This window comes from Bacillus sp. SSR7 (assembly GCF_055902415.1).
Map to the genome: position 1 here is coordinate 170,848 of NZ_JBVVXV010000011.1, position 17,285 is coordinate 188,132.

Sequence of the window (17,285 nt, forward strand, 5' to 3'; positions counted from 1 at the left end):
AACTCTTTAATAAGAAAAGTTGGATAACTTCAAATTGATTTCTTTCACAAACATATAAATAGCCATACTCATTTATGGACTCATTTACTTACGTAAAAATGGGATTTGCTTTTTGGATATCCAGTTCAACTTTAGTGCGCATATGCCATATATGAACAAGGCCACACAAAACGCTACACCACTATATAGTATTGCAATAAGTCTAGAATCTACCACATTTATGAAAGTAGATGTGAAATATAATCCTATACCTACTATACTAGATACCCCAATTACAGCAAAAAATCTCCCCATGTGAATCGAATAAGCCAATTCTTTTCGAATGTATATATAGTTTACGATACAAATCATGATATATATGATAAGTGTACTATAAGCTGCACCAGTTATGCCAAATTGACTTACAAGTACTATATTTAATATGACTTTTACAAAACTCGCTCCAACAACTATCCACGCCGCTTGCTTAGAACGGTTAATTCCTTGCAAAATTCCTATTGATAATACCATAAGTGACGTAAAATACGAACTACCAATTAAAATAGCTAACATTCCGCTCCCTTTCGCATCTGTAAACAATCCAACATTTAACGGGATTGTAAGTGCCATGAGCCAGATTGTTATCGGCGTTGTTAAAACATGAGCAAGCTCATTTGTCCGTTCAATTGTTTGTTTTGCTAACGCTATATCTTTCTTTGTTAATGCAGCAGTTAACAATGGGATTAACGGAAATACCATCGCACTTGCAAACACGACAATTAATTGTGTAAACGCAAATCCACGACTATATATACCAAATTGTTCTTGAATCGTTGTAGTGGATTCATGCAACATATGTGGAATCGTTACAGAATCAACTAAATTTAACAACGGCATCGATAATGCTCCAACTGCAATTGGAATCGAAACCTGCAGTATCTTTTTTGCATTATCTTGAAAATCTTGTAGTGAATATGTATTACTTTTATAACGATATATACTTTTTACATACTTCATTCTCAAATAGATAAGTGACGTAATTACTCCAAGGCAAGAACCAATCATTGCCCCGCCTGTTACAACATCACTCTCTTTATTCCAATATACCAATAAAAATGCAATTGCTAACATAAAGAAAACACGAATGAACTGCTCAATTACTTGTGACACCCCGGTAGGAATCATATCTCCAAAACCTTGGAAATATCCTCGATATACCGCCATATATGGTGCGATTAATAACGCAAACGAAGTGACAATTAATGGAATTCTTGTATCTTGTCCACCAAGCATCTTTGCAAACATACTTGATCCAATCATAATAACTGAAAATCCAAGCACTCCAAATATTACTCCAATAATAGATGCTGAAGTAAATAGTTTGGCAATTCCGTTCTGGTCATTCTTCTCATGAAGTTCAGCGATTAATTTTGATATAGCTAGCGGTACTCCCGCTACTGATAAAGTTAAAGCTATCATATACACAGGAAAAACAAGGCGAAAAATCCCCAGTACTTCATCTCCTGCTATATTTTGTAATGGGATTTGAAAAAAACTTCCCAACACTTTCGATAGAAACGTTGTAATCGTTAAAATCGCAGCGCCTTTCACAAACTTATTATTCATCTTCTAGCTCTTTTCTTTCAATATATAATTTCCATACATATTACAACATAAAACGAGATAGCTATATTCTTCTCTTTTTTGAAAAATTTCACTTTATCTCATTTAGTTATCATACCAAATTTCTTATACATTGAATACTCTCTTTCTTTCTATGTTTTAAATATAGTATATACAATAACGCCTTATTTATATCCAGTTATTTCTTCAATTTACTACTTCTACTTATTCGGGATAAACATGTGCTATAATGTAGCTATTGTCAGTAAGAGGAGTGTTTACAACATGCTGAATTCGGTAAAAAAGCTGTTAGGAGATTCTCAAAAGAGAAAACTAAAAAAATATGAACAACTTGTTCAAGAAATTAATAATCTAGAAGAAAAACTATCTGATTTATCTGATGAAGAATTGCGTCATAAAACGATTACATTTAAAAACATGCTTCGTGACGGAAAAACAGTGGATGATATAAAAGTTGAAGCGTTCGCTGTTGTACGTGAAGCAGCAAAACGTGTACTTGGATTACGTCACTACGATGTGCAGTTAATTGGCGGCCTTGTACTATTAGAAGGTAATATTGCAGAGATGCCAACTGGTGAAGGAAAAACATTAGTTTCTTCTCTTCCAACATACGTACGTGCTCTTGAAGGAAAAGGCGTTCACGTTATTACTGTAAACGACTATTTAGCAAAACGAGATAAAGAATTAATTGGCCAAGTTCATGAATTTCTAGGTTTAAAGGTTGGATTAAATATTCCTCAAATCGATCCTGCCGAAAAGAAACTTGCTTACGAAGCTGATATTACATACGGTATTGGAACAGAATTTGGCTTTGACTATCTACGTGATAATATGGCCTCTTCAAAAAATGAACAGGTACAACGTCCTTATCATTTTGCTATTATTGATGAGATTGATAGCGTTTTAATTGACGAAGCAAAGACACCTCTTATTATCGCTGGTAAAAAATCAAGCAGCTCTGATTTACACTATTTATGTGCAAAAGTTATTAAATCATTCCAGGATACTCTTCATTACACATACGATGCAGAATCGAAATCTGCTAGTTTTACAGAAGACGGTATTACAAAAATAGAAGATTTATTTGATATCGATAACCTATATGATTTAGAACATCAAACTTTATATCATTATATGATTCAAGCATTACGAGCTCATGTCGCTTTCCAATGTGATGTTGACTATATTGTACACGATGAAAAAATTCTACTTGTAGATATTTTCACGGGTCGTGTTATGGATGGTCGCTCTTTAAGTGACGGTTTACACCAAGCTCTTGAAGCAAAAGAAGGCTTAGAAATCACAGAAGAAAATCAAACACAAGCATCCATTACAATTCAAAACTTCTTCCGTATGTATCCAGCACTATCTGGTATGACAGGTACAGCAAAAACGGAAGAAAAAGAATTTAACCGTGTATATAACATGGAAGTTATGCCGATTCCGACAAACCGTCCGATCATTCGTGAAGACAAAAAGGACGTCGTATACGCAACAGCCGATGCTAAATATAAAGCTGTACGTGAAGATGTTCTAAAACACAATAAACAAGGACGCCCGATTTTAATTGGGACAATGTCTATTTTACAATCAGAAACCGTTGCTCGTTACTTAGATGAAGCAAATATTACATATCAATTATTAAATGCAAAAAGCGCAGAACAAGAGGCTGATTTAATCGCAACAGCTGGACAAAAAGGGCAAATTACAATTGCAACGAATATGGCCGGACGAGGTACTGATATTTTACTAGGTGAGGGTGTTCACGAACTTGGTGGATTACATGTAATTGGGACAGAACGCCATGAATCAAGACGCGTTGACAATCAGCTAAAAGGTCGTGCCGGTCGTCAAGGTGACCCTGGTAGCTCTCAATTCTTCCTTTCTTTAGAAGATGAAATGCTAAAACGTTTCGCACAAGAAGAAGTCGAGAAATTAACGAAATCACTGAAAACAGATGAAACAGGACTTATTCTAACTTCTAAAGTCCATGATTTTGTGAACCGTACACAATTAATTTGTGAAGGTAGCCATTTCTCCATGCGTGAGTACAATTTAAAGTTAGACGATGTAATAAATGACCAACGTAACGTTATTTATAAATTACGTAATAACTTATTACAAGAAGATACAAATATGATTGAAATTATTATGCCAATGATTGATCATGCTGTAGAAGCCATTTCTAAGCAATATCTTGTAGAAGGTATGCTTCCGGAAGAATGGGATTTTGCTAGTTTAACAGCAAGTCTAAACGAAATTTTATCAGTAGAAAACATGCCATCATTATCAGCGAATAATGTACATTCACCGGAAGATTTACAATCCGTTTTGAAAGAAACATTATCTCTTTATAAAGAGCGCGTAAATGAGCTAGATAGCCATACTGATTTACAACAGTCGCTACGATATGTTGCCCTTCATTTCCTAGATCAGAACTGGGTCAATCACTTAGATGCAATGACCCACTTAAAAGAAGGCATAGGACTAAGACAATATCAACAAGAAGACCCTACTCGTCTTTATCAAAAAGAAGCTTTAGATATCTTTTTATACACATATGGTAATTTCGAAAAAGAAATGTGCCGCTATGTTGCAAGACATTTAGGTGTTCCTGAAAACGTACAATAACGAGGTGAAAGATTATGTTATCATTCCTAAAAAAAGCTAAGAAAAACGGAAAAGATACGACTGTCTCTAGTAATCAACTATTCGGACAAGAAAGCACAAGTACTGAAAATAAAACTGTAAAACCAACGCTTTACTTCCACCCTAGCTGGGGTGCAGTGGGACAAGAACAAAAATACATTTATCAATTTTTACATAAAGAACTACCACGTTTAGAAGAATATCAAATTTCTTTATCTGGAATTGAGATTGAAAAACGTGATAATGGTTATGACGTAGCTGTATTTATTCGCAGCACTGTTCCGAAACCAATTTCCTTCGAAGAAGTTACATTAATTCTTCTAAATAAAGAGAAAAAATTATGCGCGCGAAAAACATTTAACCTTTCTGCATTAGGAGATATTCCTGCAAATGTAAATATGCCGTTTATCTTTACGTTTGAGCAAGAAACAATTACAGATGCTGAATTATCGCAAACGGATTGGGAATTAGCTTTCGAACTTGAAAGTAAGCATGTATTAGATTTAGATTCATCTTGGGAAGCTCAGTTACCTGAAGCAAGTAAAGAAGCTTTACGTAATTTCGTAGACAATTTAACACCTCCAAATGATGGTGAAATTAACTTCCTAGGTCTGCAAGCTGCACGAAAAGAAAACGGCGATTTACATACAACGCTTCTTATTCGTAACGGTTGTAAAGACAACATTCAACTAGAGCAACTTCCTCTTCATATTGAAGATGCCACAGGTGCAGTTGTTGTTAAAGGTGCTTTCACATTACCGAACCTTGAAATTAAAGCGAACACTACAAAGCCGTGGTCATTTGTCTTCCCTGCTTCATCTATATTAAAAGAAGATATGGACCTATCTTCTTGGAAAGCACTTGTACCACAAGACTAATCATAGAGAGGCTCGCCTCTCTTACTTTTTTTCATACAAAAAGCCTGCTCAAAAAGATGGTCATCACACCTCTTTGGACAGGCTTTTTCTTTATGTAAAATTTATTTCGTTACGAATAAACGTTCAATATGATATTCAGCTTCTAATTTGCACATTTCATCTGCATGCTTCACTTTATTTCTTTTTAATTGCTCCACTTGTTCTTCGCTCGGTTTTTCATTAATAAGCTCGTTAATTTTTTCATTTACTTTCATTGCTAACGCTTGATGGAAATCTGGATGTCCTTTCAACTCATCATCAACTTTATTGACCCAAGTTGATTTTGTGTATAAATACTGTTTCCACTGTTCAACAAATTGTTGCATATCAAACTTTTCTTCGTTCCATTCAATTTCTTTCATATACTTCTCAAAAGAAACAACAATTGAGCGTGTAATCCCAATCTTCACTCCATGTGGTAACTGTTTGTACATCAATTATTCCCTCCAGCTTAAAGCTCTTCCTTCTGAAAAAAAGGAATCTCAAAATTCATATACGTTATTATAATATCACATACCTAATCTAAAATGTTACTATACTGCTAAGCTGAATAAATGTCAACAAACGTATAACATCTTGATATATAGATGTTAAAACAACAAAAACACCCTTATATAAGGGTGTCTCTTCATATAGTTTCCGTTTTTACAAATAGTAATTTATCTTTCTGCTCATTACTCGCCATCGCTACTAACGTCTTTTTAATATGAGCAGGCACTTGCTCTAGCGTTACACTCAATCCTGATTTATCCGACTGCTCAATGAAATTCAATAACGCCATAGCTCCTGATACATCCATATAACGTGCATCTTTCATACGTAAAACAACCGGAGATTTTACGTCTTGTAAAGCATAAAAAACACGATCCACTGTTAAAAACGAAAGTGGGCCCTTAATTTTATATGTTGCTTCCTTTTCTTTTATAATAGAAGCTTTACGTTCTTTACATTTCACCATGTATATAATGAAGGAAAGAAGAATTCCGAACGCAACAGCGATCATTAAATCAAACTTCACGGTGACAACCATCGTTACGAGCATAACAATGACATCACCCTTTGGCGCTACATGCATTTTCTTCATGCTTTCCCAATCAAACATACCAATACCAGTTAAAATTAAAATACCTGATAATACAGCAAGTGGAATGTATTGTACGACCGATCCAAGTCCCATAATGAAAATAAATAATATAACACTATGCATACTTGCTGAAAGCGCCGTTTTACCGCCACTTCTTATATTAACGATAGATCGTACAGTCGCACCTGCGCCTGCTAATCCGCCAAACAATCCGCTCATCACATTACCGATACCTTGTCCGACCAGTTCTTTATTACTTTTATGACGTGTCCCCGTCACATTATCCATTACGACCGATGTTAACAACGAGTCAATCGATCCTAATAAAGCAATACTAAGCGCTGGTAAAACAAGTTCTGCTACGCCTGTTCCACTTAAAGAGGGAATATGAAGCGTCGGCATCGCTTCTGGAATCGTTCCAATCTTTTCAATTACCTTATTTAATGACAGGTTTCCGATAACCGGTAACTTCACTGTAAGCCCTTCTAACGCAGAAGAAAATAAAGGAAGCATAGCTGTCACACCTACTAATGCAACTAAACTAGATGGGATTGCCTTAATCCACTTTCCAGAAACAATCATTACAATAATCGTTAATACGACAAGTAGAAAACTATTTTGCACATGCTTCATTTCACCCAAAATAATAATTAATGCGATTCCGTTCATAAATCCTGATACGACAGGATACGGAATGTACCGCACGTAAGATCCAAGCTTACATACACCGAATAAAATTTGAAACAGTCCCGCCATCATAAATGCTATAAAACTCGCCTCTAATCCGTGCGTCGCAATAACCCCTGTTGCAATAACCGTAATCGGTCCAGTTGGTCCCGTAACCTGCCCAGGTGTACCACCAAATAACGCCGCAAATAAGCCTGCAAAAATTGCACCATACAATCCGACTAGTGCTCCCTCAGACGTTCCCGTTGCAGCAATACCAAATGCAATGGCAAGTGGCAACGCAACGATCGCAACAGTAAAACCTGCTAAACATTCCTTTGCTATTTTTTGAAACATATAATAACCACCTTTGTATAAAGTCCATTTTCCATTGTACACCTAAATAGATACATTCGTTAGTCCACTTTTTACAGTATCGTGACGTAAACGCATTCAATTACAAGTACCTATCGCATCTTTGGAAACCATTGTAACTGTGCTATAATAGATAAATTAAATCTTTTATTATATATTTGGAGGCACTATGCTAACTTTTGAAGAAAAATTATCGATCATTGAATCTTTCCCAGAATTAGAAAGAAAAAACGTATCATTAAAACGTGTGAACTTTCACTTTGAAGAAAGTCGTTTAGATAAAAAGAACGTTGTATATCATTTACATCCAAATGGAAACGGATTTGTATATGCAAGTGGTATTAAAGGTTACAAAACGGATGATAAAGGTATGGTTAACATCCGCGAATTTTCAGCAGATGAGTTACGTTCAGTAATTGAGCAATCAATTGAACTATTATCACAAGAAGAAATTGTAGTTCCTGCAGAACCTGCAAAAGAAGAAGAATGGCAGAACGAAGACGGTCATATCCTTACTCTTATCTCAGAGGACGATATGTGGAACGTGTACGCTGGTGTAAATTTAGACGGTACATTCAACTCTTATCCAGAAGCTGCGGAATACCTTGATGAAGAAGGATTTTCACGTAAATAATATAAAAAGCGGAGACTTATCGTCTCCGCTTTTTTCTATACATTTGTTCCCAAACTAAAAACATAAAAATTTAATGCTCTCACATCCATTAATTTTTTTGGCGTCTAAACATGATCGCTCCCAAAATTAATGCGAACATACCTGCAAGAATGAAAGTAGATTCCGCTGCCGCTCCACCTGTTTGAGGAAGTAATTTTGATTGCTTATTACTTTCTTTACTAGATGATACTTCATTTTTATTTTGTACATCTTGTTTGTTTTCTGCTTCTACTTTACCTTGAATCTCTGGTTTGTTTGAAACTTTTGGCTGCTCTTTTACTTCTGACTTATTTGGTTCTTCTACTTTCTCTTCTTCTGGTTTCACATGAATTTCCGGTTTCTCCGTAACTTCTGGCTTCTCTAACTCTTTCGGCTCTTCTGTTACTTTCGGTTCTTCCGGTTTTTCTTCTTTGATTTCTTCTGTTGTTCCTTCTTCAACTTGTTCTTCTTCTGGTTTTACATGAATTTCCGGTTTCTCCGTAACTTCTGGCTTCTCTAACTCTTTCGGCTCTTCTGTTACTTTCGGTTCTTCCGGTTTTTCTTCTTTGATTTCTTCTGTTGTTCCTTCTTCAACTTGTTCTTCTTCTGGTTTTACATGAATTTCCGGTTTCTCCGTAACTTCTGGCTTCTCTAACTCTTTCGGCTCTTCTGTTACTTTCGGTTCTTCCGGTTTTTCTTCTTTGATTTCTTCTGTTGTTCCTTCTTCAACTTGTTCTTCTTCTGGTTTTACATGAATTTCCGGTTTCTCCGTAACTTCTGGCTTCTCTAACTCTTTCGGCTCTTCTGTTACTTTCGGTTCTTCCGGTTTTTCTTCTTTGATTTCTTCTGTTGTTCCTTCTTCAACTTGTTCTTCTTCTGGTTTTACATGAATTTCCGGTTTCTCCGTAACTTCTGGCTTCTCTAACTCTTTCGGCTCTTCTGTTACTTTCGGTTCTTCCGGTTTTTCTTCTTTGATTTCTTCTGTTGTTCCTTCTTCAACTTGTTCTTCTTCTGGTTTTACATGAATTTCCGGTTTCTCCGTAACTTCTGGCTTCTCTAACTCTTTCGGCTCTTCTGTTACTTTCGGTTCTTCCGGTTTTTCTTCTTTGATTTCTTCTGTTGTTCCTTCTTCAACTTGTTCTTCTTCTGGTTTTACATGAATTTCCGGTTTCTCCGTAACTTCTGGCTTCTCTAACTCTTTCGGCTCTTCTGTTACTTTCGGTTCTTCTGGGTTAGTTGGAGCTTCCAGTTCTTCTATCGATTCTTCTTCACCTTGTTCTTCCACTTCTGTTACTTTGTGGATTTTTATATTTGTAAGATCATATCCGTTAACTTTCGATTGATATCCTGATACTGGTTGTTCTTTCACTTCATACGTATGAGCTTTTCCTTCACTATCAACTGCTGGTAACTTTCCAAACTCATATTTCCAATCATTTTCTGCCGTAACTTCTTTCGTTGCAATGACTTTACCATTTTGCAGTAAATCTACTTTAATCGTTTTCGGGCGATCGTTTACTTTATCGCCTTCCCACGTTTTCGTTCCTGCAACAGATGTAGTTTTTAACTTATTTGGAACCATAAGTTTTATTCCATTTGTAGCATCCGTCTTAATTGTGAAAGGAATTTTCGCTTGTGAATCAAACTCTACATAGTTCGGAGCAGATATTTCTTGTACGTAATAATTACCTGGAGTAAGGTTTGGTGCTTCAACTATTCCGTCTTGATTTGTTGTATAGGAATCACCAATTTGCTGTCCTGACTCTGTAAACAATTTAAAAGAAACACCTGGAATAAACTTTTTCTCGTCTCCTTCAATATGTTTTACAATTTGCAGCGTTCCTTTCGCAGGTAAAACCCCTTCAGCTTCTCCACCAAATGATATATTTTCAACCTTTACACTATTAGATTCAGTACTAGGTTTCTCATATAAAATTTGATAATCAAGCTTGTAGTCATTCTGTAGATATTTCAACTTTTTCCCGCTATCAGTAATCGTTGATGTATAGAAAACGGTAAACGACGTAGCGTTCGCCATATGCCTATAAATTACAACTTCAAATGAGTTATCACTAGTAAGCTTAATGTATCCATAACCTCGGTCTTGAAATTGTTTAAGAGACAAATATTCTTTATTATTGATAGTGATGGTAAAGCTATCTTTATTTAGTGTTTGTCCTTCTTGTAACGTATCTTTTAAAACGATGTTGTCATGTAAATATTGTTTCTTTAAATTTATATTTAAAAACCAACGTACTTCATTACTTTTGTCTGGCTGAATATCACCAGACTTATAGAAAAACATCCCCGGTTCTGTACCTTCCCCTTTTGGATGTGTAATACTTACCGATTGCTTTTCTAAACTTGTTCCTAAATTCGTTTGTACATCTTTCGTTTTTCCTGCTTCTACATTCGTACCTTGAACAGCAAAATTAAACTTTCCTCGAATATTTTGGAGCTGTTCTACTGTATCATTAAATGTACAAACTACATTATTTGTATTAATCTGGCACGTACCAAAAACGCGCCCTGATTCATCTTTTAATGCGATAGTTCCACTATAGCCCTTTAATTCTGGAGGTAGCACTAACGTTAATGTATCCCCAGACTTCATCTTCTTTCCAGGCTTTTCACTAAAGTTTACATGTATCGTGGTTTTTTCTCCATAATTTAATTTCGTCTTTTCAAATGCAAAACTATCAACAAATCCTGTTGTGTTTAGTTCTTGAGCATGCCCTATGATAGGCATAAAAACTTGTCCAATAAGAACAGTAAAAATAAAACAAATTACCGATATTCTTTTGAAATATGTACTCATAAACCCTCCATCTTTGGTTACTTCATTTTTCTACCCTAAATTACACTTTAAAATAAAGATTATTTGCAGCATCAAACTATCTTTACTTATCTTTTGGGCAGCCAACAATAAATATTAGTCCTTATAAAAGTGCATTACAAGACTGTTCATCCACCATTTAATTTGTTACTATTATAGTAGTAACCTTCCGAACTGAATGACCATTTTATTCATAAGGTCATCTGATGACTGACTATCTTTATCTTTTAAATATACTCCTCCAATACCTTTATTCCACTCACACTAAAATTATATTACATCTATAAAATTCACCTAATTAAATTACTAAACCCTTATTTAAAGCGGGATATTTGCATTTACAATCAAAGCTTAATGCTACAAAAAAGTACTTTAACATAATAATAAAAGAGAATTTGACTAGAAGATAAATACCATTTTTTTAATCGTTTTTTAAAAATAAAGCTACCTTTTCGTATTAGAAAAGGTAGCTTTATCTGTATAGACGACTGTTCTACTCCTTATTGTTTTGCGCCTTTCAGCGACTCTCTCAGGACAAATTTTTGTAATTTTCCACTCGCATTACGAGGCAGTTCATCCACAAATAAATAATGACGAGGACGTTTATAATCTGCTAATTCATCACTTTCTTTACAATACGTTTCTAAATCAGCTTCTGTAATTGTTTCATCTTTCTTCACAACAACTGCCACAACACGTTCTCCCCATAATTCATCCGGCTCACCAAGCACCGCAACATCTAATATACCAGGATGACTATGAAGAAAATCTTCAATTTCACGTGGATAAATATTAACGCCGCCACTAATCACCATATCATCCACGCGATCTGCAACGAATAAATAACCGTCTTTATCGAAATAACCTAAATCACCCGAATGATACCATCCTTTATACATCGATTTTGCATTTGCCTCTTCTCGGTTATGATAACCAGCCATCATAGTTGGTCCGCGCAAAATAATTTCCCCTACTTCATAAGGAGGCAATACATCATTTGGCTCTGCCGGTGCATCTTCACTTGGTTTTACAATTCGAATTTCATGACTAAAGCACGGTGTCCCTGCTGAGCCTGCTTTCGTAATTTGATCCTCTTCTACGAGAAACGCAACAACAGGTCCCATTTCTGTCATTCCGTAAATTTGTACAAGATCAATATAAAGACGTTCTTTACATTCCTTCACTAATGCTGGTGCCATTGCAGCCCCACCGTATATACCAATCTTCATCGAAGTTAAATCGTACTGTGTTAAATCTTTTTGCAACAACATATTCCACATCGTCGGCGCTGCAAAAAACGTCGTAATCTTCTCTTCTTGAATTGTATGTAATACTGTTTCTGTGTCAAAATGATGTAAAATAACATTCTTTCCACCAACTTGAATGCGCGGTATGATCCCCGCATTCAACTCACCGCAATGATATAACGGCGCTACAACAAGTCCAACACTATCTCGATTATATTTTAAGAAATACGTACAAATCATACTATGCTCAGCCATTTCGCGATGACGATGTAATACACCTTTCGGATGACCCGTCGTACCGCTCGTATACAGCATAGAACAATAATCCATTTCACCTATTTCAATATCTATTTTTTCAGAAGATGCCGCATTTACTTTTTCATGGTAGGAACTAGCATAAGAAGGTGTATCGTCTTCTACATACCAAAAAGACGAATTCGGAAAATCTCGTTCAATGATAGCCACGGTTGGCTCAACTGCTTTTTCAAAAACAACTACTTTCGAGGATGCGTCCTGGAGAATATAAGATACTTCTTTTGCTTTTAAGCGGAAATTGATCGGGTTAAAGATCGCTCCAATTTTTGCACAGGCTAAGTAAACGTTTACAAATTCACGGCAATTATATAAGTAAACAGATACCGTATCGCCCTTTCTTACCCCTTCTTCTAATAGAGCATGCGCCGTTTTATTTATTTGCTCATCCCACTGTTTATACGTCCAGCGAATATTTTTTTCTGGTTCCACTAATGCCTCTTTATTCGGATACTTACCAACAGCTAAATCAAATATTCTCCCTATCGTCATGTACATGCCAACAATTTCCCCCTTTTCTCTTTCATAAATCTATCATTTCGTCCATAAGTAGACATTGTCCTTTAATGATTTGACTAATTTTTCTGATTATTATCGACATTGTTTTACAAATGAAAATGTTTTTGATCAACTTCTCGGTAAATGAAATTATATCGGCGATTTTCCGGATATATCGACCGTAACTTGAAATATATCGACGATTTTTCAAATATATCGACCACAACTCAATTTATATCAGCGATTTTTCGAATATATCGACTTATCGACAAAAAATGACAATATAAAAAAGAAGCTGTCCCGATTTGGAACAGCCCCCTCTTCTTATGCAAATAACTCTTCTAAAATTTTCAGTTTGTCTTCTGTATATTTTACGAAGCCATCGTTATATGATTTTGGATCTTTCGGATTCGCAAAGTGCGTAATTGCTCCCGTTTTCGGATGAACAAATTTACTTGATGCACCACAACCAAGTCCGATAATTGATTGTACTTCTTCCATAATGACAATGTTGTAAATACTTTCTTGCGTCGGCATTGCATAACCAACGTTCTCTAAGTTACCTAAAATATTCTTTTGACGATATAGGTAATATGGTACGTAATTATGCTTTTTCGTCCACTCTTCTGCTTCGTGCATCATCGCTGTAATTTCTTCGCGACCTGCTACTTTATATTTACGTTTGTTTTGCGTCATTTCAGAAGCACGTTTAAATGATAACGTATGAACTGTTAATGATTCTGGCATTAACTTTTCTGTTTCATCTAACGTATGCTTGAAGATATCTAACCCTTCACCAGGAAGACCAATAATTAAGTCCATATTAATATTGTTCATTCCCATTTCACGAGCTAAATGATACTTCTCAATTGTTTCTTCTACAGTATGATGACGTCCAATCGCTTTTAGCGTTTCTTGATGGTATGACTGCGGATTAATACTAATACGGTCAATATTCCATTTATTTAACACTTCTAGCTTCGCTGGCGTAATTGTATCTGGGCGACCTGCCTCAACTGTTACTTCACGCACATTTTTCACATCTGGGAACGCTTCATACATTTCTTCATACAGCATATCCATCTCTTCTGCTGTAATACTTGTTGGTGTACCGCCGCCGTAATAAATCGTCGTAACTTTTACACCTTTTTCTTTTAAAAACTTACCAATTTCACGAACTTCATAATGTAAACCACCTAAGAATGAATCAACAGAGCCTTGGCGTCCGTTAATTGCATACGCCGGGAATGTACAGTACGCACACTTTGTTGGGCAGAATGGAATACCGATATAAATACTTACTTCCTCTTTCAAACGATATAAATCCGGAACTACCGCTAATTGGCAATCAACGATACGTTGAAGAAGTTCAATTTTCTCTTCATGAATTAAATAACTTTCACGAAGTTCTTGGTGTGCTTCTTCCTTTGACATACCATTTTGAAGCATTTTATGAAGAAGTTTCGTTGGACGAACTCCCGTTAAAATACCCCAGCTTTGTTCCATACCAGTTAGCTGCTGAAGAACAGAAAGATATACATAAGAAACAACGTGCTTCACTTGCTTCATACGCTCTTTTTCATCTGTAAAAGCAGATAAATCTTTTGCGAATGTTTCTTCATACACATTTCCAGTCGCAACATCTGTTAAACGAGCTGATGCTTTCACATTCTCTTCAATGTGTATATCAACGATAAGATTTGCTTCCTCTTGTTCAAATCCAATCGTACTATCTTCAAAAAATAAGCCGCCAATATTTTGTAGCGGACGTAAAAAACGATCATCTTGTAACGTTTTAATTGAAATTAACAACATTATCACCTTTTCATTTGCAAACTCTCTTTAGTTTACTTGAAGGGCGTTTGCAGGTCAATACAGAAGGTTTTACCTTATTTTCATATCCTATTTAAAACAAACTGAATATTGATTTTTAATGAACTTTCTCTAGTTGTATAGACATTGTAATATACTCTTGTTACAATCTAGAACGTATTAGTACTTGCTACTAATTTAAATACATATAAAGGGGGACTCTTAACACGACATAAAGACTATCACGTGTTAAAACAACTATGAAAAAAAAGTTTTACAATATTTTAGCACTATCTTTAGCATTACAAACATTTGTAGCACCTATCCATTCATTCGCGGAAAGCATAGAGAAAACTGCGGAATTGTCTACGGATGAGCAAGCTTTAAAAAGCATTGAAGAACATGCAAAACAGCATAGACATGACGAAGAAAACGACCTTGAAATCTCAGGTGAATATCTTCTCCACTTATCAACAAAACTTCCACTATACGATTCAAACGACTTAAAAACCAAAACAAATATTGAAATTGCTGAACCAGTAGTAAAGGCAACAAAGAAAAAAGGAAATGCATATTACATACAAACTACGTTTGGTACTGGCTGGGTTAATAAGGAAAATACTAGTTTAGAAATACAAGAGATTCATAAACTCTCGAATCAAAAATTAATTGTAACAGAAGAAGCATCAGTATATTCCTTCCCTTTCCAATCGTTTAAAGAAGAAACGAAATTACAGCCACAAACAGTAACTCCTACTGAACAAGCTGGGAATTGGTTTAACATTCAAATGAACGGAACTGAGAAATGGATTTATGCTCCTTCAGCTACATTCGAAGGTACGAAAGCATCATTATTCGAAAAAACAGTTTCTATAGAAAATAGAAGCGCAGCATTTTTCAAAACACCATCTCATTTACTTACAAATAATATTTATGGTGTTACATTTAAAGAAATGATCGTCCCAAAAGGGAATGAAAATATTCGCCCTGGCTACGCAATGGAACCAAAATACATAACAATTCACGAAACTGCTAATACAAGTAAAGGTGCGAATGCTTTAAATCACGCGAAGTACTTAGATAATCAAGCCCGCGGAAATACTGATCGTTCAGCATCTTGGCATTTTACAGTGGATGACAAAGAAATTTATCAACATCTTCCATTAAATGAAGTTGGATGGCATGCTGGAAATAAAACTGGGAACTATGAATCTATCGGAATTGAAATTGCTGTGAATAGTGATGGAAATTATACGAAAGCTGTAGAAAATGCCCGAAAATTAGCTGCTTACTTAATGAACGAATTAAACATCTCCCTAGATCACGTGCAAAAACATCAATTTTGGAGCGGAAAAAACTGTCCTGCATTTATGATTCAACACGGGCAATGGGATGCTTTCTTAAAGGGCACAAACGCTTACTATAATGAAAATCGTAAAGATGTTATTCCGCCGCCAGAAGTCCCTCATGAAAAAGACGACATTACAGGTGGATGGTATGAACAAGACATTCGTCAATTGGCTGCTAGAAAAATCATGTTCGGTGATGGAAATGGTTCTTACTGGCCAAATCGTCTTGTCACACGAGCTGAGTTTGCAAATTTAATGTCGAGAGCTTTAAAATTACCTGCTGGAAATGCTACATTTACAGACTTAAACGAAGCACATCCATCTTTAGTAGACGGAATTAACCGTGCTGCTAGCGCTGGTATCATTAATGGTCGTGGGAATAATAAATTTGATCCCAATGCTACAATAACACGTGATGAAGCTGTTATTATGATTGACCGTGCACTAGAATATAAGTGGATTTATAGAAAAGAAGTGAAATTACCATTCACTGACCAACACTTAGCATACGATAAAAAAGCATTACAAAACGTTTATGCATACGGAATTGTAAAAGGTAACGAACGAAATGAATTCGTACCAAAAGGCACAGCAACACGCGCTGAAGCAGCCGCATTTTTAAATCGAATGCTGAAAGTGATTGAAGCTTAAACAAAAAAACTAAAAGGCATAAGAGATAACATTTCTCTTATGCCTTTTATAAAACCATTAACTATTTTTAATCATAAATCTAAGACGTATTCCTAATAAAACAAGAGCAAAACCAATGAATGGTAGATAATTCATATCATGTCCTGTAGCTGGAAGTTGTGCATGAGACGCACCTTGTCCTTTTTCTGGTAAGGTAGGTTTTTCTTTATCTACGTTTTCCATTCCTTCACTTGGTGTTCCTGTCTCTCCACCTGGCTTTTCTGTTTCTTCACCCGGTTTTCCTGTCTCTTCGCCCGGTTTCTCTGTTTCTTCACCTGGCTTCTCTGTTTCTTCACCCGGTTTTCCTGTCTCTTCGCCTGGCTTCTCTATTTCTTCACCCGGTTTTCCTGTCTCTTCACCTGGTTTCTCTGTTTCTTCACCTGGCTTCTCTGTTTCTTCGCCTGGCTTTTCTGTTTCCTCACCTGGTTTCTCTGTTTCTTCGCCCGGTTTTTCTGTTTCTTCACCTGGTTTTTCTGCCTCTTCACCTGGCTTCTCTGTTTCTTCGCCTGGTTTCTCTGTTTCTTCACCTGGCTTCTCTGTTTCTTCGCCTGGTTTCTCTGTTTCTTCACCTGGCT

The 17,285-nt window shown here is 35.9% G+C and carries 11 protein-coding genes; 4 read left to right on the forward strand and 7 right to left on the reverse strand.

Annotated elements, in window-relative coordinates; translation table 11 throughout:
- Nucleotides 1-84: 84 nt before the first annotated feature.
- Nucleotides 85-1,605: a putative polysaccharide biosynthesis protein gene (locus AC0NJG_RS19165; RefSeq protein WP_087995506.1), complete on the reverse strand. Its 1,521-nt coding sequence runs from the start codon at nt 1,603-1,605 to the stop codon at nt 85-87.
- Nucleotides 1,606-1,887: 282 nt separating this feature from the next.
- On the opposite strand from AC0NJG_RS19165, the gene secA2 reads away from it, so the two are divergent.
- Together secA2 and AC0NJG_RS19175 are read left to right on the forward strand one after the other, a co-directional pair.
- Nucleotides 1,888-4,254: an accessory Sec system translocase SecA2 gene (gene secA2 / locus AC0NJG_RS19170; protein ID WP_048551518.1), complete on the forward strand. Its 2,367-nt coding sequence runs from the start codon at nt 1,888-1,890 to the stop codon at nt 4,252-4,254.
- Between the two features lie 14 nt (nt 4,255-4,268).
- Complete coding sequence (locus tag AC0NJG_RS19175) at nt 4,269-5,150, forward strand: accessory Sec system S-layer assembly protein (protein ID WP_087951487.1); 882 nt, start codon at nt 4,269-4,271, stop codon at nt 5,148-5,150.
- Nucleotides 5,151-5,251: 101 nt separating this feature from the next.
- Here the strand turns inward: AC0NJG_RS19175 and AC0NJG_RS19180 are convergent, their stop codons facing one another.
- Together AC0NJG_RS19180 and AC0NJG_RS19185 are read right to left on the reverse strand one after the other, a co-directional pair.
- A complete protein-coding gene (locus AC0NJG_RS19180; protein WP_048551522.1) occupies nt 5,252-5,623 on the reverse strand; it encodes a hypothetical protein in 372 nt (123 codons plus the stop codon).
- A 194-nt stretch (nt 5,624-5,817) separates the two neighbouring features.
- On the reverse strand, nt 5,818-7,296 hold the full coding sequence (locus tag AC0NJG_RS19185; RefSeq protein WP_048551524.1) for a SulP family inorganic anion transporter: 1,479 nt from the start codon (nt 7,294-7,296) through the stop codon (nt 5,818-5,820).
- A gap of 187 nt (nt 7,297-7,483) precedes the next feature.
- Between AC0NJG_RS19185 and AC0NJG_RS19190 the strand changes: the two genes are divergently transcribed.
- Nucleotides 7,484-7,948, forward strand: a complete 465-nt coding sequence (locus AC0NJG_RS19190) for a hypothetical protein (RefSeq protein ID WP_000955012.1) — start codon at nt 7,484-7,486, stop codon at nt 7,946-7,948.
- An 88-nt stretch (nt 7,949-8,036) separates the two neighbouring features.
- On the opposite strand, the gene AC0NJG_RS19195 is transcribed toward AC0NJG_RS19190, so the two are convergent.
- From AC0NJG_RS19195 to AC0NJG_RS19205, 3 genes are all read right to left on the reverse strand, one after another.
- Nucleotides 8,037-10,784: a Cna B-type domain-containing protein gene (locus tag AC0NJG_RS19195; RefSeq protein WP_474063304.1), complete on the reverse strand. Its 2,748-nt coding sequence runs from the start codon at nt 10,782-10,784 to the stop codon at nt 8,037-8,039.
- Between the two features lie 518 nt (nt 10,785-11,302).
- Entirely contained in the window at nt 11,303-12,859 is a 1,557-nt protein-coding gene (locus AC0NJG_RS19200) for a fatty acid--CoA ligase (RefSeq protein ID WP_048655875.1), read from the reverse strand.
- 324 nt (nt 12,860-13,183) lie between these two features.
- Nucleotides 13,184-14,674: a coproporphyrinogen III oxidase gene (locus tag AC0NJG_RS19205; RefSeq protein WP_140168508.1), complete on the reverse strand. Its 1,491-nt coding sequence runs from the start codon at nt 14,672-14,674 to the stop codon at nt 13,184-13,186.
- 257 nt (nt 14,675-14,931) lie between these two features.
- On the opposite strand from AC0NJG_RS19205, the gene AC0NJG_RS19210 reads away from it, so the two are divergent.
- Entirely contained in the window at nt 14,932-16,671 is a 1,740-nt protein-coding gene (locus AC0NJG_RS19210; RefSeq protein WP_429680551.1) for an S-layer homology domain-containing protein, read from the forward strand.
- 57 nt (nt 16,672-16,728) lie between these two features.
- Here the strand turns inward: AC0NJG_RS19210 and AC0NJG_RS19215 are convergent.
- Nucleotides 16,729-17,285: LPXTG cell wall anchor domain-containing protein (locus AC0NJG_RS19215; protein WP_474063305.1), on the reverse strand; the 557-nt coding region annotated here is incomplete at its 5' end.